This window comes from Escherichia sp. 93.0816 (genome assembly GCF_013368855.2).
GTDB lineage: Bacteria > Pseudomonadota > Gammaproteobacteria > Enterobacterales > Enterobacteriaceae > Escherichia > Escherichia ruysiae.
Genome location: NZ_JABWNC020000002.1, coordinates 95,323 through 112,940 on the forward strand (window position 1 = coordinate 95,323; position 17,618 = coordinate 112,940).

The 17,618-nt window shown below is 52.0% G+C and carries 15 protein-coding genes; 7 read left to right on the plus strand and 8 right to left on the minus strand.

From position 1 onward, the window contains the following. Window positions 1-241: 241 nt before the first annotated feature. The 4 genes from lpdA to pdhR all read right to left on the minus strand — a co-directional run bounded on the left by lpdA (window position 242) and on the right by pdhR (window position 7,375). On the minus strand, window positions 242-1,666 hold the full coding sequence (lpdA, locus tag HEM79_RS03230; protein WP_000102484.1) for a dihydrolipoyl dehydrogenase: 1,425 nt from the start codon (window positions 1,664-1,666) through the stop codon (window positions 242-244). A 207-nt stretch (window positions 1,667-1,873) separates the two neighbouring features. Further along, on the minus strand, window positions 1,874-3,772 hold the full coding sequence (gene aceF / locus HEM79_RS03235) for a pyruvate dehydrogenase complex dihydrolipoyllysine-residue acetyltransferase (protein WP_176241772.1): 1,899 nt from the start codon (window positions 3,770-3,772) through the stop codon (window positions 1,874-1,876). Window positions 3,773-3,786: 14 nt separating this feature from the next. Then, window positions 3,787-6,450, minus strand: coding sequence for a pyruvate dehydrogenase (acetyl-transferring), homodimeric type (gene aceE / locus HEM79_RS03240; protein ID WP_176241773.1), 2,664 nt, complete (start codon window positions 6,448-6,450; stop codon window positions 3,787-3,789). Window positions 6,451-6,610: 160 nt separating this feature from the next. Then, the gene (gene pdhR / locus HEM79_RS03245; protein WP_176241774.1) at window positions 6,611-7,375 is read right to left on the minus strand and encodes a pyruvate dehydrogenase complex transcriptional repressor PdhR; all 765 of its coding nucleotides are present in this window, start codon (window positions 7,373-7,375) and stop codon (window positions 6,611-6,613) included. Between the two features lie 540 nt (window positions 7,376-7,915). Here pdhR and aroP point away from each other — a divergent pair. After that, window positions 7,916-9,289 (plus strand): aromatic amino acid transporter AroP, encoded by a 1,374-nt coding sequence (gene aroP / locus HEM79_RS03250; protein ID WP_176241775.1) that lies wholly within the window; start codon window positions 7,916-7,918, stop codon window positions 9,287-9,289. Window positions 9,290-9,331: 42 nt separating this feature from the next. On the opposite strand, the gene ampE is transcribed toward aroP, so the two are convergent. Continuing rightward, a complete protein-coding gene (gene ampE, locus HEM79_RS03255; protein ID WP_176241776.1) occupies window positions 9,332-10,186 on the minus strand; it encodes a beta-lactamase regulator AmpE in 855 nt (284 codons plus the stop codon). Further along, the gene (gene ampD / locus HEM79_RS03260) at window positions 10,183-10,734 is read right to left on the minus strand and encodes a 1,6-anhydro-N-acetylmuramyl-L-alanine amidase AmpD (protein ID WP_176241777.1); all 552 of its coding nucleotides are present in this window, start codon (window positions 10,732-10,734) and stop codon (window positions 10,183-10,185) included. Before ampD ends, ampE begins: the two co-directional genes overlap by 4 nt. Before the next feature lie 87 nt (window positions 10,735-10,821). Here ampD and nadC point away from each other — a divergent pair, with 87 nt between their 5' ends. The 4 genes from nadC to hofC all read left to right on the plus strand — a co-directional run bounded on the left by nadC (window position 10,822) and on the right by hofC (window position 14,945). Next, the gene (gene nadC / locus HEM79_RS03265; protein WP_176241778.1) at window positions 10,822-11,715 is read left to right on the plus strand and encodes a carboxylating nicotinate-nucleotide diphosphorylase; all 894 of its coding nucleotides are present in this window, start codon (window positions 10,822-10,824) and stop codon (window positions 11,713-11,715) included. Between the two features lie 202 nt (window positions 11,716-11,917). Next, the gene (gene ppdD, locus HEM79_RS03270) at window positions 11,918-12,358 is read left to right on the plus strand and encodes a prepilin peptidase-dependent pilin (RefSeq protein ID WP_130204940.1); all 441 of its coding nucleotides are present in this window, start codon (window positions 11,918-11,920) and stop codon (window positions 12,356-12,358) included. Between the two features lie 9 nt (window positions 12,359-12,367). Continuing rightward, window positions 12,368-13,753 carry a type II secretion system protein GspE gene (gene gspE / locus HEM79_RS03275; RefSeq protein WP_176241779.1) on the plus strand — a complete coding sequence of 462 codons (1,386 nt, stop codon included), beginning with the start codon at window positions 12,368-12,370 and terminating at the stop codon, window positions 13,751-13,753. Further along, a complete protein-coding gene (gene hofC / locus HEM79_RS03280; protein ID WP_176241780.1) occupies window positions 13,743-14,945 on the plus strand; it encodes a protein transport protein HofC in 1,203 nt (400 codons plus the stop codon). The genes gspE and hofC overlap by 11 nt, the downstream gene beginning before the upstream one ends. 34 nt (window positions 14,946-14,979) lie before the next feature. On the opposite strand, the gene guaC is transcribed toward hofC, so the two are convergent. Both guaC and HEM79_RS03290 read right to left on the minus strand, forming a co-directional pair. Then, window positions 14,980-16,023, minus strand: coding sequence for a GMP reductase (guaC, locus tag HEM79_RS03285; RefSeq protein ID WP_001217338.1), 1,044 nt, complete (start codon window positions 16,021-16,023; stop codon window positions 14,980-14,982). Window positions 16,024-16,178: 155 nt separating this feature from the next. Beyond that, window positions 16,179-16,223, minus strand: coding sequence for a hypothetical protein (locus HEM79_RS03290; RefSeq protein ID WP_176241868.1), 45 nt, complete (start codon window positions 16,221-16,223; stop codon window positions 16,179-16,181). Window positions 16,224-16,247: 24 nt separating this feature from the next. On the opposite strand from HEM79_RS03290, the gene coaE reads away from it, so the two are divergent. Further along, a complete protein-coding gene (gene coaE / locus HEM79_RS03295; RefSeq protein ID WP_176241781.1) occupies window positions 16,248-16,868 on the plus strand; it encodes a dephospho-CoA kinase in 621 nt (206 codons plus the stop codon). Beyond that, a complete protein-coding gene (zapD, locus tag HEM79_RS03300; protein WP_176241782.1) occupies window positions 16,868-17,611 on the plus strand; it encodes a cell division protein ZapD in 744 nt (247 codons plus the stop codon). The genes coaE and zapD overlap by 1 nt, the downstream gene beginning before the upstream one ends. Window positions 17,612-17,618: the final 7 nt, after the last annotated feature.

The following is a 17,618-nucleotide window of genomic DNA, read 5'->3' on the forward strand; positions in this document are numbered from 1 at the left end:
TTGCAGGCGTAAAAAAAGCGGCGTTGTTAGCCGCTTAAGACTGATGACAAACATCGAATCGCCCGATGCGCAAGCTTATCGGGCCTACACGGCACCTGCAATGTATTGAATTTGCATGATTTTGTAGGCCGGATAAGGCATTTACGCCGCATCCGGCATCAACAACGAGCACTTTGTCAACAATCTGAAGCGGCCAGAATAGCCGCTTCTTAATTTGCCGGATGTTCCGGCACACGAAGAATTACTTCTTCTTCGCTTTCGGGTTCGGCAGGTCGGTGATGCTACCTTCGAATATTTCTGCCGCCAGACCCACAGACTCGTGCAGAGTCGGGTGCGCGTGGATGGTCAGTGCGATGTCTTCAGCATCACAACCCATTTCGATTGCCAGACCGATTTCACCCAGCAGCTCACCGCCGTTAGTACCGACAATTGCACCACCGATCACACGGTGAGACTCTTTGTCGAAAATCAGTTTGGTCATACCGTCTGCGCAGTCGGAAGCGATAGCACGGCCAGAAGCAGCCCACGGGAAGGTAGCGGTTTCGTAGCTGATGCCTTTCTCTTTCGCTTCTTTCTCGGTCAGACCCACCCATGCAACTTCTGGTTCGGTATAAGCGATGGACGGGATAACTTTCGGATCGAAATAGTGTTTCTTACCGGCAATAACTTCAGCGGCAACGTGACCTTCGTGAACACCTTTGTGTGCCAGCATCGGCTGACCGACGATATCGCCGATAGCAAAGATGTGCGGTACGTTGGTACGCAGTTGTTTATCAACGCGGATGAAGCCACGGTCGTCAACTTCCACGCCAGCTTTGCCTGCGTCGAGGTTTTTACCGTTCGGCACACGACCAATCGCTACCAGCACGGCGTCGTAACGCTGCGGTTCAGCCGGTGCTTTTTTGCCTTCCATCGTCACATAAATACCGTCTTCTTTCGCTTCAACGGCAGTAACTTTGGTTTCCAGCATCAGGTTGAATTTCTTGCTGATACGCTTAGTGAAGACTTTAACGATGTCTTTGTCAGCAGCCGGGATAACCTGGTCGAACATTTCAACTACGTCAATCTGTGAACCCAGCGCGTGGTATACGGTTCCCATTTCCAGACCGATGATACCGCCACCCATAACCAGCAGGCGTTCTGGTACTTCTTTCAGTTCCAGCGCGTCAGTGGAGTCCCAGATACGCGGATCTTCATGCGGAATAAACGGCAGTTGGATCGGGCGAGAACCCGCTGCGATGATCGCGTTGTCGAAGTTGATCACGGTTTTACCGTTCTCACCTTCAACTTCCAGGGTGTTTGCCCCGGTGAATTTACCCAGACCGTTGACCACTTTTACTTTGCGGCCTTTCGCCATACCAGCCAGACCACCGGTCAGCTGATTGATCACTTTCTCTTTCCAGGTACGAATCTTGTCGATATCGGTTTTCGGTTCACCGAAGACGATACCGTGTTCAGCCAGAGCTTTGGCTTCTTCGATAACTTTTGCTACGTGCAGCAGTGCTTTAGAAGGGATACAGCCGACGTTCAGGCAAACACCGCCGAGGGTGTTGTAGCGTTCTACGATTACGGTTTCCAGACCTAAATCAGCGCAACGGAAGGCAGCAGAGTAACCTGCGGGGCCTGCCCCAAGTACCACGACCTGAGTTTTGATTTCAGTACTCATCATGACCTCTATATATTTATCTCCGGCGGGTCTGACGTTTTTTTTATGACGCCCATTATCCACCGGGTCGTTCTATCCGTCGGTATTTTACAAAATTGTTAACAATTTTTAAACAACAAACGGCAACCGATTTGTCTATTCGCTAATAATCTCAATACATTCATGAGATTACCAGAAAAAAGCCGGCCGTTGGGCCGGCTCTTTTATTTACATCACCAGACGGCGAATATCAGACAGCGTGTTGTTAATGATGGTAATGAAACGGGCACCATCAGCACCGTCGATCACGCGGTGGTCGAAGGAGAGAGAAATCGGCAGCATCAGACGCGGCACGAACTCTTTACCATTCCACACCGGCTCCATCGCGGACTTGGAAACGCCGAGGATAGCCACTTCCGGTGCGTTCACAATCGGCGCGAAGTGGGTAGTACCCAGGCCACCGATGCTGGAGATGGTAAAGCAACCGCCCTGCATTTCGCCCGCAGTCAGCTTACCGTCACGCGCTTTCTTGGAAATGGTCATCAGCTCGCGAGACAGCTCGATGATGCCTTTCTTGTTGACGTCTTTGAATACCGGAACAACCAGACCGTTCGGGGTATCCACCGCCACACCGATGTTGATGTATTTCTTCAGGGTCAGACGCTGACCGTCTTCCGACAGAGAACTGTTGAAGCGAGGCATCTGCTCAAGTGCCGCAGCAACGGCTTTCATGATGAAGACAACTGGGGTTATCTTCACATCCAGCTTACGTTTCGCTGCTTCTTCGTTCTGCTGTTTACGGAACGCTTCCAGCTCGGTGATATCGGTTTTGTCGAAGTGGGTAACATGCGGGATCATCACCCAGTTACGGCTCAGGTTCGCACCAGAGATTTTCTGGATACGGCCCAGTTCCACTTCTTCGATTTCACCAAACTTGCTGAAGTCCACCTTCGGCCACGGCAACATGCCCGGGATACCGCCGCCAGCCGCAGCCGGAGCCGCTTCTGCACGTTTGATAGCTTCTTTCACGTAAGCCTGAACGTCTTCGCGCAGGATACGACCTTTACGGCCTGTGCCCTTCACTTTCGCCAGGTTAACGCCAAACTCGCGTGCCAGACGACGGATCAGCGGAGTCGCGTGAACGTAAGCATCGTTTTCAGCAAATTCAGATTTGCCTTCGGCTTTCGCAGCCGGCGCTGCTGCCGGAGCTTCAGCTTTTGCTGCCGGAGCCGGCGCTGCCGCTTCCTGTTTCGCCGGAGCCGCCGCAGGCGCTGCGCCTTCAACTTCGAAGATCATAATCAGCGAGCCAGTTTTCACTTTATCGCCAACGTTGACTTTCAGTTCCTTCACAACACCTGCAAACGGAGCCGGAACTTCCATAGAGGCTTTGTCGCCTTCTACGGTGATCAGTGATTGTTCAGCGGCAACTTTGTCGCCCACTTTCACCATCACTTCGGTCACTTCAACTTCGTCACCGCCGATATCCGGAACGTTAACTTCTTTCACGCCAGCCGCTGGCGCAGGTGCTGCTGCCGGAGCTGCTTCCTGTTTAGCCGCCGGAGCCGGAGCTGCCGCACCTGCTTCACCCGCAACTTCGAAGACCATGATCAGCGAGCCGGTAGACACTTTGTCGCCAACATTCACTTTGATCTCTTTAACGGTGCCCGCAAACGGCGCCGGAACTTCCATAGAAGCCTTGTCGCCTTCTACGGTGATCAGCGACTGTTCAGCTTCAACTTTATCGCCCACTTTCACCAGGATTTCGGTCACTTCGACTTCGTCGCTGCCGATATCCGGAACGTTAACGTCTTTTGCCGCCGCTGCCGCTGGTGCTGCTGCCGGAGCTGCTTCTTTCTTCTCTTCTGCCTGAGCAGGTGCAGCGTCAGCTGCACCGTCGGCGGAATCGAAAATCATAATCAGTGCGCCGGTCTGGGTTTTGTCGCCAACAGAGACTTTGATCTCTTTAACGATACCCGCCTGCGGAGACGGAACTTCCATAGAGGCTTTGTCGCCTTCTACGGTGATCAGCGACTGTTCGGCTTCAACTTTGTCGCCCACTTTGACCAGGATCTCGGTGATTTCAACTTCATCAGCCCCGATGTCCGGTACTTTGATTTCGATAGCCATTATTCTTTTACCTCTTACGCCAGACGCGGGTTAACTTTTTCTGCATCGATGTTGAATTTGGCGATTGCGTCAGCAACCACTTTCTTATCGATTTCGCCACGTTTAGCCAGTTCGCCCAGCGCCGCAACCACTACATAGGAAGCATCAACTTCGAAGTGGTGACGCAGGTTCTCGCGGCTGTCGGAACGACCGAAGCCATCAGTACCCAGGACGCGGTAGTCGTCAGCCGGTACGTAAGTACGGACCTGCTCAGCGAACAGTTTCATATAGTCGGTAGATGCCACTGCCGGAGCGTCGTTCATCACCTGAGCGATGTACGGAACGCGCGGAGTTTCCAGCGGGTGCAGCATGTTCCAGCGTTCACAATCCTGACCATCACGCGCCAGTTCGGTGAAGGAGGTCACGCTATATACGTCAGAACCTACGCCGTAATCTTTCGCCAGGATCTGTGCTGCTTCACGGACGTGACGCAGAATAGAACCGGAGCCCAGCAGCTGAACTTTACCTTTGCTACCTTCAAGGGTTTCGAGTTTGTAGATACCTTTACGGATACCTTCCTCAGCACCTTCCGGCATTGCCGGCATGTGGTAGTTTTCGTTCAGCGTAGTGATGTAGTAGTAAACGTTCTCTTGTTTTTCACCGTACATACGCTCCAGACCGTCATGCATAATGACAGCAACTTCGTAAGCGTAAGCCGGGTCGTAAGAGATACAGTTCGGGATAGTCAGCGACTGAATGTGGCTGTGACCATCTTCGTGCTGCAGACCTTCGCCGTTCAGGGTAGTACGACCGGAAGTACCGCCGATCAGGAAGCCACGCGCTTGCTGGTCGCCAGCCGCCCAGCACAGATCGCCGATACGCTGGAAGCCGAACATCGAGTAATAGATGTAGAACGGAATCATCGGCAGGTTGTTGGTGCTGTAAGAGGTCGCCGCTGCCAGCCAGGAACAACCTGCGCCCAGCTCGTTGATCCCTTCCTGCAGAATCTGACCTTTCTCGTCTTCTTTATAGTAAGCAACCTGCTCGCGGTCCTGCGGGGTGTACTGCTGACCGTTCGGGCTGTAGATACCAATCTGACGGAACAGACCTTCCATACCGAAAGTACGCGCTTCGTCGGCGATGATCGGCACCAGACGATCTTTGATCGACTTGTTCTTCAGCATCACGTTCAGGGCACGAACGAAAGCGATAGTGGTAGAGATCTCTTTGCTCTGCTCTTCCAGCAGCGCGCCGAAGTCTTGCAGGCTCGGCAGCTCCAGCTTCTCGGTGAAGTTCGGCTGGCGGCTTGGCAGATAACCGTGCAGTTTCTGACGCTGAGCGTGCAGATAGGTATGCTCTTCAGAACCTTCCGGGAAGGTGATGTACGGCAGTTTTTCGATATCTGCATCAGACACCGGCACATTGAAACGGTCGCGGATGTGACGCACGCCGTCCATGTTCATTTTCTTAACCTGGTGCGCGATGTTTTTACCTTCAGCCGCGTCGCCCATGCCGTAACCTTTAATGGTATGAGCAAGGATTACCGTCGCTTTGCCTTTGGTTTCCTGCGCTTTCTTGAATGCAGCGTAGATTTTCTTCGGATCGTGACCGCCACGGTTCAGTGCCCAGATCTGCTCGTCAGTCCAGTCTGCAACCAGTGCTGCGGTTTCCGGATATTTACCGAAGAAATGTTCACGAACATACGCACCATCTTTCGATTTGAAGGTCTGGTAGTCGCCGTCAACGGTTTCGTTCATCAGTTGGATCAGTTTACCGCTGGTATCTTTACGCAGCAGTTCATCCCAACGGCTACCCCACATCACTTTGATCACGTTCCAGCCAGCACCTTCGAAGATGCCTTCCAGTTCGTTGATGATCTTGCCGTTACCGGTGACCGGGCCGTCAAGACGCTGCAGGTTACAGTTGATAACGAAGACCAGGTTATCCAGTTTTTCACGGGTAGCGATGGTGATCGCACCTTTGGATTCCGGTTCGTCCATTTCACCGTCGCCGAGGAACGCGTAAACGGTCTGTTTAGAGGTATCTTTCAGGCCACGGTGTTCCAGATATTTCAGGAATTTAGCCTGGTAAATAGCACCAATCGGACCCAGACCCATAGATACAGTCGGGAACTGCCAGAATTCCGGCATCAGTTTCGGATGCGGATAGGAAGAGAGGCCATTGCCGTGAACTTCCTGACGGAAGTTATCGAGCTGCTCCTGAGTCAGACGACCTTCCAGGAAAGCACGTGCGTAAACGCCCGGAGAGATGTGACCCTGGAAGTAAACCAGGTCGCCGCCATCCTGCTCGTTGCGTGCACGGAAGAAGTGGTTAAAGCACACATCATAAATGGTTGCGGAAGACTGGAAGGATGCCATGTGGCCGCCCAGTTCCAGATCTTTTTTGGATGCACGCAGAACCGTCATGATGGCGTTCCAGCGGATAGCTGAACGAATACGGCGTTCCAGTTCCAGATTACCCGGATACTCCGGTTGTTCTTCAACGGGGATGGTGTTGATGTAGTTGCTGACGCCGGTGCCTGCGGCTACGTTGACTCCGCCTTTGCGGGCTTCAGCAAGCAGTTGGTCGATCAGATACTGAGCACGCTCAACACCTTCTTCACGGATGACCGATTCGATCGCCTGGAGCCAGTCGCGAGTTTCGATCGGATCCACGTCATTTGGGAAACGTTCTGACATGGGTTATTCCTTATCTATCTAATAACGTTGAGTTTTCTGGAACCTGTCCCATTGAACTCTCGCAGGAAAGCTCAATAAGACAGGTTCTACGTTTAGTTGCCGCGCTTTTATATGCGCTTGATTTACAACATCTTCTGGCTAATTTTCACCAGAAAAATCACTAATTCTTTCGTTGCTCCAGACGGCGCAGAGAACGCTCACGGCGACTCTCTTCACGGCTTCTGTCGAGCAAAATTTCTTCGATAAAGGCCAGATGGCGATGTGATGCTTCGCGCGCTTCTTCCGGCTTACCGGCCATAATCGCTTCGAATATGCGGGTGCGGTGACTACTCACCAGCGGCAGCATCTCGCGACGCGAATAGAGCAATTCGAAGTTCTGACGGACATTCTGAGCCAACATCGGCTCCATACACCTTAGCAGATGAAGCAAAACCACATTGTGGGCCGCTTCGGTGACGGCAATCTGATACTGGAGTACGGCGTTTGATTCCGCGTCCAGATCGCCAGACAGCTGCGCCAGCTCTATGGCGTGATGGAGTTCACGGATGCGTTCCTTGTCTTCATCGGTACTACGCAGCGCGGCGTAATAAGCGGCGATACCTTCCAGGGCGTGTCGTGTTTCGAGCAAGTCATACTGTGATTCAGGATGGTCGGAGAGCAGCTCCACCAGCGGATCGCTGAAACTTTGCCAGAGGCTGCTCTGGACAAAAGTGCCGCCACCCTGGCGACGAAGCAACAAGCCCTTCGCTTCGAGACGTTGAATCGCCTCACGCAAGGAGGGACGGGAGACGTCGAACTGTTTCGCCAGTTCGCGTTCCGGTGGGAGTTTTTCGCCCGGACGAAGTGTGCCTTCGAGGATCAAAAACTCCAGTTGCTGCTCAATCACATCGGAGAGTTTTGGTTGGCGGATTTTGCTGTAGGCCATGAGTTCCTGTCTTAAGCCACTTGCCGAAGTCAATTGGTCTTACCAATTTCATGTCTGTGACGCTAAAGTAACAAAGTATTCACCTTATGTCCATACAGGTTTTGATTGAAATCATGAAACTGTGCACATTTTAACAACTTGACACATATGACGTTTCAAAGTTGTAACTATGCACAAATGTAGACTTTACGTGAGCAATGGTTTTTTTAACGTTTATTAAACTATAAAAATCCAAATTGAACCGATTCACTTACCAATTTTTCGATTTTTAATGCCATTAAAATGAATTTATATTCATTTATTGCGATGGGGTGTTTCGGGGCTTTCCTTTACAAACGATTTCTTTTTAGGCAACTCATCTTCAACCTGGCATAAAGCGAGTGCATTCACTGGCACATACCATTATTCTTGATCTGACGGAAGTCCCTTTGTAACAATTCAAACACCTTTGATGTAAACAAATTAATACAACAAACGGAATTGCAAACTTACACACGCATCACTGCGTAGATCAAAAAAACAATCACCGCACGAGGTTTCATGATGGAAGGTCAACAGCACGGCGAGCAGCTAAAGCGCGGCCTTAAAAACCGCCATATCCAGCTTATCGCGCTGGGTGGCGCGATAGGGACAGGACTATTCCTGGGAAGCGCCTCCGTAATACAGTCCGCAGGGCCAGGGATTATCCTGGGTTACGCTATTGCCGGTTTTATCGCCTTTCTGATCATGCGTCAGTTAGGTGAAATGGTGGTCGAAGAACCGGTAGCAGGCTCCTTCAGCCACTTTGCTTATAAATACTGGGGCAGTTTTGCTGGTTTCGCCTCTGGCTGGAACTACTGGGTACTGTACGTTTTAGTTGCCATGGCAGAGCTTACTGCCGTCGGCAAATACATTCAGTTCTGGTATCCGGAAATCCCCACCTGGGCTTCGGCCGCCGTATTCTTTGTGGTGATCAACGCCATCAACCTGACCAACGTTAAAGTGTTTGGCGAGATGGAGTTCTGGTTTGCCATTATCAAAGTTATCGCGGTGGTGGCGATGATCATCTTCGGTGGCTGGCTGCTGTTCAGCGGCAACGGTGGCCCGCAGGCGAGCGTTAGCAACCTGTGGGATCAAGGTGGCTTCCTGCCGCACGGCTTCACCGGGCTGGTAATGATGATGGCGATTATCATGTTCTCGTTCGGCGGTCTGGAACTGGTGGGCATCACCGCAGCAGAAGCAGATAACCCGGAGCAAAGTATTCCCAAAGCGACTAACCAGGTTATCTACCGCATCCTGATTTTCTACATTGGTTCCTTAGCCGTTCTGCTCTCCCTGATGCCGTGGACGCGCGTTACCGCCGATACCAGTCCGTTTGTGCTGATCTTCCACGAGTTGGGCGATACTTTTGTCGCTAACGCCCTGAATATCGTGGTGTTGACGGCGGCGCTTTCGGTTTACAACAGTTGCGTCTACTGCAACAGCCGTATGCTGTTCGGTCTGGCACAACAGGGGAACGCACCGAAAATACTCGCTTCCGTCGATAAACGCGGCGTACCGGTAAACACCATTCTGGTCTCTGCGCTGGTTACGGCATTGTGCGTACTGATTAACTACCTTGCCCCAGAGTCCGCATTCGGACTGTTAATGGCGCTGGTGGTATCTGCACTAGTGATCAACTGGGCGATGATTAGCCTGGCGCATATGAAATTCCGTCGCGCCAAACAAGCACAAGGTGTGGCTACCCGCTTCCCTGCTCTGCTCTATCCGCTGGGTAACTGGATCTGCCTGCTGTTTATGGCGGCGGTTCTGGTGATTATGCTGATGACGCCGGGAATGGCGATTTCGGTTTATCTGATCCCGGTATGGCTGCTCGTGTTAGGCATCGGCTATCTGTTTAAAGAGAAAACCGCAAAAGCCGTAAAAGCGCATTAATTTCTCTACGCCCTCACCCGCGCTGGGTGAGGGCTACAATTTTTACACTAACGCTCCGTAAATCGTCAGTAGCGCAATCACCACCACAACCACGAACGAAGTTTTCTTCGCCATTGAAACCGCTGCTTTCGGCGTCTCCACCTTATCAACATGCGGTTCACGCGCCAGAGAGAACTGCGCCAGACGCGTTAACACCTGATATTGCGAAGTATGGAAATCACCCAGCGAAGCAAACCAGGCTGGTAATGCTTTCTCTCCGTGACCGATCAAGGCATATACCACGCCCGCAAGGCGAACCGGCACCCAATCCAGCACATGAAGCACGGCATCAATACCGGACTGTAAACGATGATGCGGCGTCTGGTAACGCGCCAGCCAGTATTGCCATGCACGCAAAAACGCATAACCCATCAGCGTAACTGGCCCCCAGGTTCCCCCTACAATCAACCAGAACAGCGGTGCCAGGTAAAAACGAAAGTTAATCCACAGCAGTGCATTTTGCAGTTCACGCAAGTATTCACGTTCATCGCAGCCTGCTGGGACGCCGTGAATCATAGTGAGTTCGCCAGCCATCGTGGAGCGGGCATGGTTATCGTTACGTGAAGCGGCTGCCAGATATGCATGATAATGGAGACGCACTTTACCCGCGCCAATACACAGTAAACCAAGCAACAGCCATACCAGCAGCGTCGGGACGTTGAACAATAACCCATGCAACGCGCGCAACAGCAAAAAAGTCCCCCCCATCGCAATCATGGTCATACCTAACGTGCGCCCCAGCGAAAAATGCTTCACCCGCCGAAAGAACGCTTCAAGACGGTGATCAAGCTGCCAGTGCTCGCCCAACTTAAACAGGCGCTCAAAAATTAACACCAGTAAGGTTGTGAATAGCGTCATGTTGTCTCCTTGCTGACCAGCGCACGAAACCGTGCCCAATCAAATGCAGGACCAGGATCGGTTTTACGATCCGGCGCAATATCGCAATGCCCCGTCATGTTATTAGCGATATCTGGATAGCGATGAATCAGCGCCCGCGTAACCGCCGCCAGTTGCTGATACTGCGCATCGGTATAAGCCAGCGTGTCGGTGCCTTCCAGCTCAATCCCAATAGAAAAATCATTACAGCGTTCGCGACCTTGATACTGAGATATCCCCGCGTGCCAGGCGCGTTTATCGAAAGGAACATACTGGACAATTTCACCATCACGGCGAATCAAACAGTGGGCGGAAACGCGCAAATGGGCGATCTCAGCAAAGAAGGGATGTGCCTGCGGATCAATAGCTCCGGTGAATAATGCATCAATCCACGGACCGCCAAACTCACCTGGCGGCAGGCTAATATTGTGCACCACCAGCAGGGTGGGTGTTTCGTCATCCGGGCGGCAATCGTAATGTGGTGAGGGAACGCGGCGCGCGCCGACCAGCCACCCCTGTTCTAACAACATGCGGGATCTCCTTATATGTGGTGCTAATACCCGGTTCAGAGTAGCATGTTTCTACCTTATGATTCGTTAGCTATCTGGAGTTTTAACATGCCGCCTCGCCGCTATAACCCTGACACCCGACGTGACGAGCTGCTGGAACGCATTAATCTCGATATCCCCGGCGCGGTGGCTCAGGCGCTGCGAGAAGATTTAGGCGGAACAGTCGATGCCAACAACGACATTACGGCAAAACTTTTACCGGAAAATTCTCGCTCTCATGCCACGGTGATCACCCGCGAAAATGGCGTATTTTGCGGCAAACGCTGGGTTGAAGAGGTGTTTATTCAACTGGCAGGCGACGATGTCACCATTATCTGGCATGTGGATGACGGCGAACTCATCCACGCCAATCAACCCTTGTTCGAACTTGAAGGCCCATCCCGCGTGCTGTTAACGGGCGAACGCACGGCGCTCAATTTTGTGCAAACTCTTTCCGGGGTTGCCAGTAAGGTTCGCCACTATGTCGAATTACTGGAAGGCACCAACACGCAGTTGTTGGATACGCGCAAAACCTTGCCGGGTCTGCGTTCGGCTCTGAAATACGCGGTACTTTGCGGCGGCGGAGCGAATCACCGTCTGGGGCTTTCTGACGCCTTCCTGATCAAAGAAAACCATATTATTGCCTCCGGCTCAGTGCGTCAGGCGGTCGAAAAAGCGTCCTGGCTGCACCCTGATGCGCCAGTAGAAGTCGAAGTAGAAAATCTGGAAGAACTTGAGGAAGCCCTGAAAGCAGGTGCCGATATCATCATGCTTGATAACTTCGAAACAGAACAGATGCGCGAAGCCGTCAAACGCACCAACGGCAAGGCGCTACTGGAAGTGTCTGGCAACGTCACCGACAAAACACTGCGCGAATTTGCCGAAACGGGCGTGGACTTTATCTCCGTCGGTGCGCTAACTAAACACGTACAGGCACTCGATCTCTCAATGCGTTTTCGCTAATTCCTGACAGATTTATCCGCTCCGTAGCGGGCGGATAATCTTCCCTTCCCCAACTTTCTTCGTAACGCCTCGCAAATTTCTTGTCTTTCGCTGCAACGTAATAAAAAACCCCGGAAGCCGCCTTCCCGTTTCGTTTTTTGCCCCTCGCCTGTACCGATGGCGTTTGCCAAAGTAGCGCCAACGAAATCAAGGAGCGAAACAGATGGACAAGCAACGCGGTTTTACACTTATCGAACTGATGGTGGTTATTGGCATTATTGCCATTTTAAGCGCCATCGGCATTCCCGCTTATCAGAACTACCTGCGCAAAGCAGCACTCACCGACATGCTACAAACCTTTGTGCCTTACCGTACTGCCGTAGAATTGTGCGCGCTGGAACATGGTGGATTAGATACCTGTGACGGCGGTAGCAATGGCATCCCCTCGCCCACCACCACTCGCTATGTCTCTGCCATGAGCGTGGCGAAGGGCGTGGTGTCGCTGACCGGGCAAGAGAGCCTCAATGGGCTAAGCATCGTCATGACACCGGGTTGGGATAACGCAAACGGCGTCACCGGCTGGACGCGCAACTGCAATATTCAAAGTGACAGCGCATTACAGCAAGCCTGCGAAGATGTCTTCCGTTTTGATGACGCTAACTAAGGAGCGGCAATGAATATTTCACAGCTCACCGCCCTGTGTCTGCGTTATCAGGGAGTCTTGCTGGATGCCAGCGAAGAGGTGGTTCATGTGGCGGTGGTCGATGCGCCTTCGCATGAATTCCTCGATGCCTTACATTTTGCCACCACTAAACGCATTGAGATCACCTGCTGGACGCGCCAGCAAATGGAAGGCCATGCCAGTCGCTCACAACAGACATTGCCCGTAGCCGTTCAGGAGAAGCATCAGCTCAAGGCAGAGTTGCTGACCCAAACGTTACAATCTGCGCTGGAACAACGCGCTTCTGATATTCATATCGAACCAGCGAACAGCGCCTACCGTATCCGCTTGCGTATCGACGGCGTGCTGCATCCTTTACCAGATGTTCCACGGGATGCCGGAGCCGCATTAATCGCCAGATTAAAAGTGCTGGGAAGCCTGGATATTGCGGAACATCGCCTGCCGCAGGACGGGCAATTCACTGTCGAACTGGCAGGGAACGCCGTCTCATTTCGTATTGCGACATTGCCATGTCGGGGCGGTGAAAAGGTGGTATTACGGTTGTTACAGCAGGTAAACCAGGCGCTGGATGTCAACACGCTAGGAATGCAGCCGTTACAACTGGCGGACTTTACTCATGCCCTACAGCAACCACAGGGACTGGTACTGGTAACTGGGCCAACCGGAAGCGGAAAAACCGTCACGCTTTATAGCGCCCTGCAAACGCTGAATACCGCTGATATTAATATTTGTAGCGTCGAAGATCCCGTTGAGATCCCCATCGCCGGGCTAAACCAGACGCAAATCCATCCACGTGCCGGTCTTACCTTTCAGGGCGTTTTGCGCGCGTTATTACGCCAGGATCCCGATGTCATCATGATCGGAGAGATCCGCGATGGCGAAACGGCAGAAATCGCCATTAAAGCCGCGCAAACGGGTCATCTGGTATTGTCCACGCTACACACTAATTCCACCTGCGAAACTCTGGTGCGTTTACAGCAAATGGGCGTTACTCGCTGGATGCTTTCATCGGCGCTCACGCTGGTGATAGCCCAGCGGCTGGTACGCAAACTTTGCCCGCATTGTCGCCAGCAGCCAGAAGAACCGCTCCGTCTTCCGGACAATGTATGGACATCGCCGCTACCCCGCTGGCAAGCACCCGGTTGTAGACACTGCTACCACGGTTTTTATGGTCGCACGGCCTTGTTTGAAGTTCTGCCTATAACACCGGTCATACGTCAGCTTATTTCCGCTAATACCGACGTTGAATCGCTGGAAACACACGCCCGACAGGCGGGTATGCGCACGCTTTTTGAAAACGGCTGCCTGGCCGTGGAGCAAGGCTTAACCACCTTTGAAGAGTTAATCCGCGTATTGGGGATGCCGCATGGCGAGTAAGCAACTCTGGCGCTGGCATGGCATAACCGGCGACGGCAATATGCAAGATGGGATGCTATGGGCAGAAAGCCGTACTTTGTTGATTTTTGCGCTACAGCAACAGACGGTTACCCCACTGCGTCTGAAGCGAATCGCCATCAATCCTGCACAGTGGCGAGGAGATAAAAGCGCGGAAGTCATTCATCAACTGGCGACGCTACTCAAAGCCGGGTTAACCCTTTCTGAAGGGCTGGCGCTGCTGGCGGAACAGCATCCCAGTAAGCAATGGCAAGTATTGCTGCAATCGCTGGCGCACGATCTCGAACAGGGCGTTGCCTTTTCCAATGCCTTATTACCCTGGTCAGAAGTTTTCCCGCCGCTCTATCAGGCGATGATCCGCACGGGTGAACTGACCGGCAAGCTGGATGAATGCTGCTTTGAACTGGCGCGTCAGCAAAAAGCCCAGCGTCAGCTGGCCGACAAAGTGAAATCAGCATTGCGTTATCCCATCATCATTTTAGCGATGGCAATCATGGTGGTTATGGCAATGCTGCATTTTGTTCTGCCGGAGTTTGCCGCTATCTATAAGACCTTTAATACCCCACTACCGGCGCTAACGCAGGGGATCATGACGCTGGCAGACTTTAGTAGTGAATGGGGCTGGTTGCTGGTGTTGTTCGGCTTTCTGCTGACGATAGCCAATAAGTTGCTGATACGTCGCCCGGCCTGGCTTATCGTGCGACAGAAATTGCTGTTACGCATCCCAATTATGGGTTCCCTGATGCGGGGACAAAAACTCACGCAGATTTTTACGATTCTGGCGCTGACACAAAGTGCAGGAATTACTTTTTTACAAGGGGTTGAGAGCGTCAGAGAAACAATGCGCTGCCCGTACTGGGCGCAACTTCTGACACAAATCCAGCACGATATCAGTAACGGTCAGCCCATCTGGCTGGCGCTAAAAAATGCCGGTGAGTTTAGCCCACTCTGTTTGCAATTAGTGAGAACAGGAGAGTCATCCGGCTCGCTGGATCTCATGCTGGAGAATCTCGCCCACCATCATCGGGATAACACGCTGGCGCTGGCAGATAATCTTGCAGCCTTACTGGAGCCGGCGTTGCTGGTCATTACAGGAGGAATTATCGGTACGCTGGTGGTGGCAATGTATCTGCCAATTTTCCATTTAGGCGATGCGATGAGTGGGATGGGATAACGCTGGCGTGGTGATCCACGCCAGCATTGGGAGATTACAGGTTATTGAAGATGCGGTTTTCTTGTTCCTGCACACGGATAAACGTGGTGCGCTTGGTCAGCTCTTTCAGGCGTGAAGCCCCAACGTATGTACAAGCTGAACGCAGACCGCCTAAAATATCACGCGCGGTATTTTCAACCGGGCCACGCAGCGGCAGCTTAACGGTTTTACCTTCTGCAGCGCGATATTCTGCAACGCCGCCAACGTGGCGTTTCATCGCAGACTCGGAGCTCATGCCGTAGAACAGCATAAATTTCTCACCGTTCTCTTCTACAATGCGACCACCACTCTCTTCGTGGCCTGCCAGCATACCGCCGAGCATCACGAAATCAGCACCGCCGCCAAAGGCTTTCGCGACATCGCCCGGTGTGGTGCAGCCACCATCGCTGACGATCATCCCGCCCAGACCGTGCGCAGCATCGGCACATTCGATTACCGCAGAAAGTTGCGGATAACCGACGCCTGTTTTGACGCGAGTTGTACAGACAGAACCTGGGCCAATACCAACTTTAACGATATCGGCACCGGAGAGGATAAGCTCCTCACACATTTCTCCAGTCACTACGTTGCCAGCACAAATGGTTTTGGTCGGCCACGCTTCACGCGCTTTCGCAACGAACTGCACGAAGTGTTCGGAATAACCATTCGCCACGTCAATACAAACGAAGTTTAATGCCGGGTTCAGGTCGAGAATTTGTTTGGTTTTTTCGAAATCCGCATCAGACGTGCCGGTAGAAACCATCACATGTTTCAGCACATCAGCGGAAGAATTGTTGATAAACGCTTGCCACTCTTCGACAGAATAGTGTTTATGCACAGCGGTAAGAATATCAAAAGAAGCCAGCGCAGAGGCCATGGAAAAAGTGCCTACGGTGTCCATATTCGCGGCGATAATCGGCACGCCGGACCAGCTCTGACCTGAATGTTTGAAGGTGAATTGACGCTCCAGTTCAACATCGGAACGACTTTTAAGAGTAGAACGTTTAGGACGGATGAGGACGTCTTTAAAACCTAACTTCAGATCTTCTTCAATACGCATGTGCGGATTCCTGGGGTTAATGGCTATAAGGATAAGAGCGCAACTCCAGTGACGCTATCATACGCACTAATCGATGTGGCGCAAGACTGCGAAATTGTCTTTTTTTACGCTACAATCCCATAAATTTACCTGGTAAATAATGAGCGAACGTTCCATCAATTTCGCTTTTGTACGCTCATTTTTAACGTTTTGATAATCATGATGAATTCCCGGGAATATAAATTATGAGGTATATAGTTGCCTTAACGGGAGGCATTGGCAGTGGCAAGAGTACCGTTGCAAATGCGTTTGCAGACCTCGGAATTAACGTCATTGATGCCGATATTATTGCGCGTCAGGTGGTTGAACCAGGTGCACCTGCGCTACGTGCCATTGCTGAACACTTTGGCGCTGACATGATTGCTGCTGATGGATCATTGCAGCGCCGGGTCTTGCGCGAGCGGATCTTCGCCAACCCGAAAGAGAAAAACTGGCTTAACGCCCTGCTGCATCCGCTGATTCAGCAGGAGACGCAACGTCAGATCCAGCAGGCAACCTCCCCCTATATACTGTGGGTTGTGCCATTGCTGGTAGAAAACTCACTGTATAAAAAAGCGAATCGTGTGCTGGTGGTGGATGTCAGCCCAGAAACGCAACTTAAGCGTACCATGCAGCGCGATGATGTTACTCGCGAGCATGTCGAACAAATTCTTGCTGCCCAGGCAACGCGCGAAGCCCGTCTTGCCGTGGCAGATGACGTCATTGATAATAACGGCGCACCGGATGCTATTGCATCGGATGTTGCCCGCCTGCACGCACACTATTTGCAGCTTGCGTCGCAGTTTGTCTCACAGGAAAAACCGTAATGCAGACCCAGGTCCTTTTTGAACATCCACTAAATGAAAAAATGCGTACATGGCTGCGCATTGAGTTTTTAATTCAACAACTCACCGTAAATTTACCCATTGTTGACTACGCTGGCGCTCTGCATTTCTTCCGTAATGTCAGTGAATTGCTGGATGTTTTCGAGCGCGGAGAAGTGCGCACTGAGCTATTGAAAGAGCTTGACCGCCAGCAACGTAAACTTCAAACCTGGATTGGCGTGCCAGGCGTTGATCAGAGCCGTATTGAAGCATTAATTCAGCAGTTAAAAGCAGCGGGTAGCGTGTTGATTTCTGCGCCGCGTATCGGGCAATTTCTGCGTGAAGACAGGCTGATTGCCTTAGTGCGTCAGCGTCTGAGCATACCTGGCGGCTGTTGTAGCTTTGATTTGCCCACTTTGCATATTTGGCTACATTTACCTCAGTCACAGCGTGACAACCAGGTAGAAACCTGGATTGCCAGCCTGAATCCACTCACCCAGGCACTTACCATGGTGCTGGATCTGATTCGCCAGTCGGCTCCTTTTCGTAAACAAACCAGCCTGAACGGTTTTTATCAGGATAATGGCGAAGACGCTGATCTGCTGCGGCTGAATCTGGCGCTTGATTCACAGCTTTATCCGCAAATTTCCGGTCATAAAAGCCGTTTTGCGATTCGTTTTATGCCGCTGGACAGTGAAAATGGTCTGGTGCCAGAGCGCCTGGATTTTGAACTGGCTTGCTGCTAAGGAGTTA

Bases quoted from the DNA above. Each gene is read 5' to 3' on its own strand.
- lpdA (WP_000102484.1), bottom strand. From the start codon at position 1,666: ATGAGTACTGAAATCAAAACTCAGGTCGTGGTACTTGGGGCAGGCCCC.
- aceF (WP_176241772.1), bottom strand. From the start codon at position 3,772: ATGGCTATCGAAATCAAAGTACCGGACATCGGGGCTGATGAAGTTGAA.
- aceE (WP_176241773.1), bottom strand. From the start codon at position 6,450: ATGTCAGAACGTTTCCCAAATGACGTGGATCCGATCGAAACTCGCGAC.
- pdhR (WP_176241774.1), bottom strand. From the start codon at position 7,375: ATGGCCTACAGCAAAATCCGCCAACCAAAACTCTCCGATGTGATTGAG.
- aroP (WP_176241775.1), top strand. From the start codon at position 7,916: ATGATGGAAGGTCAACAGCACGGCGAGCAGCTAAAGCGCGGCCTTAAA.
- ampE (WP_176241776.1), bottom strand. From the start codon at position 10,186: ATGACGCTATTCACAACCTTACTGGTGTTAATTTTTGAGCGCCTGTTT.
- ampD (WP_176241777.1), bottom strand. From the start codon at position 10,734: ATGTTGTTAGAACAGGGGTGGCTGGTCGGCGCGCGCCGCGTTCCCTCA.
- nadC (WP_176241778.1), top strand. From the start codon at position 10,822: ATGCCGCCTCGCCGCTATAACCCTGACACCCGACGTGACGAGCTGCTG.
- ppdD (WP_130204940.1), top strand. From the start codon at position 11,918: ATGGACAAGCAACGCGGTTTTACACTTATCGAACTGATGGTGGTTATT.
- gspE (WP_176241779.1), top strand. From the start codon at position 12,368: ATGAATATTTCACAGCTCACCGCCCTGTGTCTGCGTTATCAGGGAGTC.
- hofC (WP_176241780.1), top strand. From the start codon at position 13,743: ATGGCGAGTAAGCAACTCTGGCGCTGGCATGGCATAACCGGCGACGGC.
- guaC (WP_001217338.1), bottom strand. From the start codon at position 16,023: ATGCGTATTGAAGAAGATCTGAAGTTAGGTTTTAAAGACGTCCTCATC.
- coaE (WP_176241781.1), top strand. From the start codon at position 16,248: ATGAGGTATATAGTTGCCTTAACGGGAGGCATTGGCAGTGGCAAGAGT.
- zapD (WP_176241782.1), top strand. From the start codon at position 16,868: ATGCAGACCCAGGTCCTTTTTGAACATCCACTAAATGAAAAAATGCGT.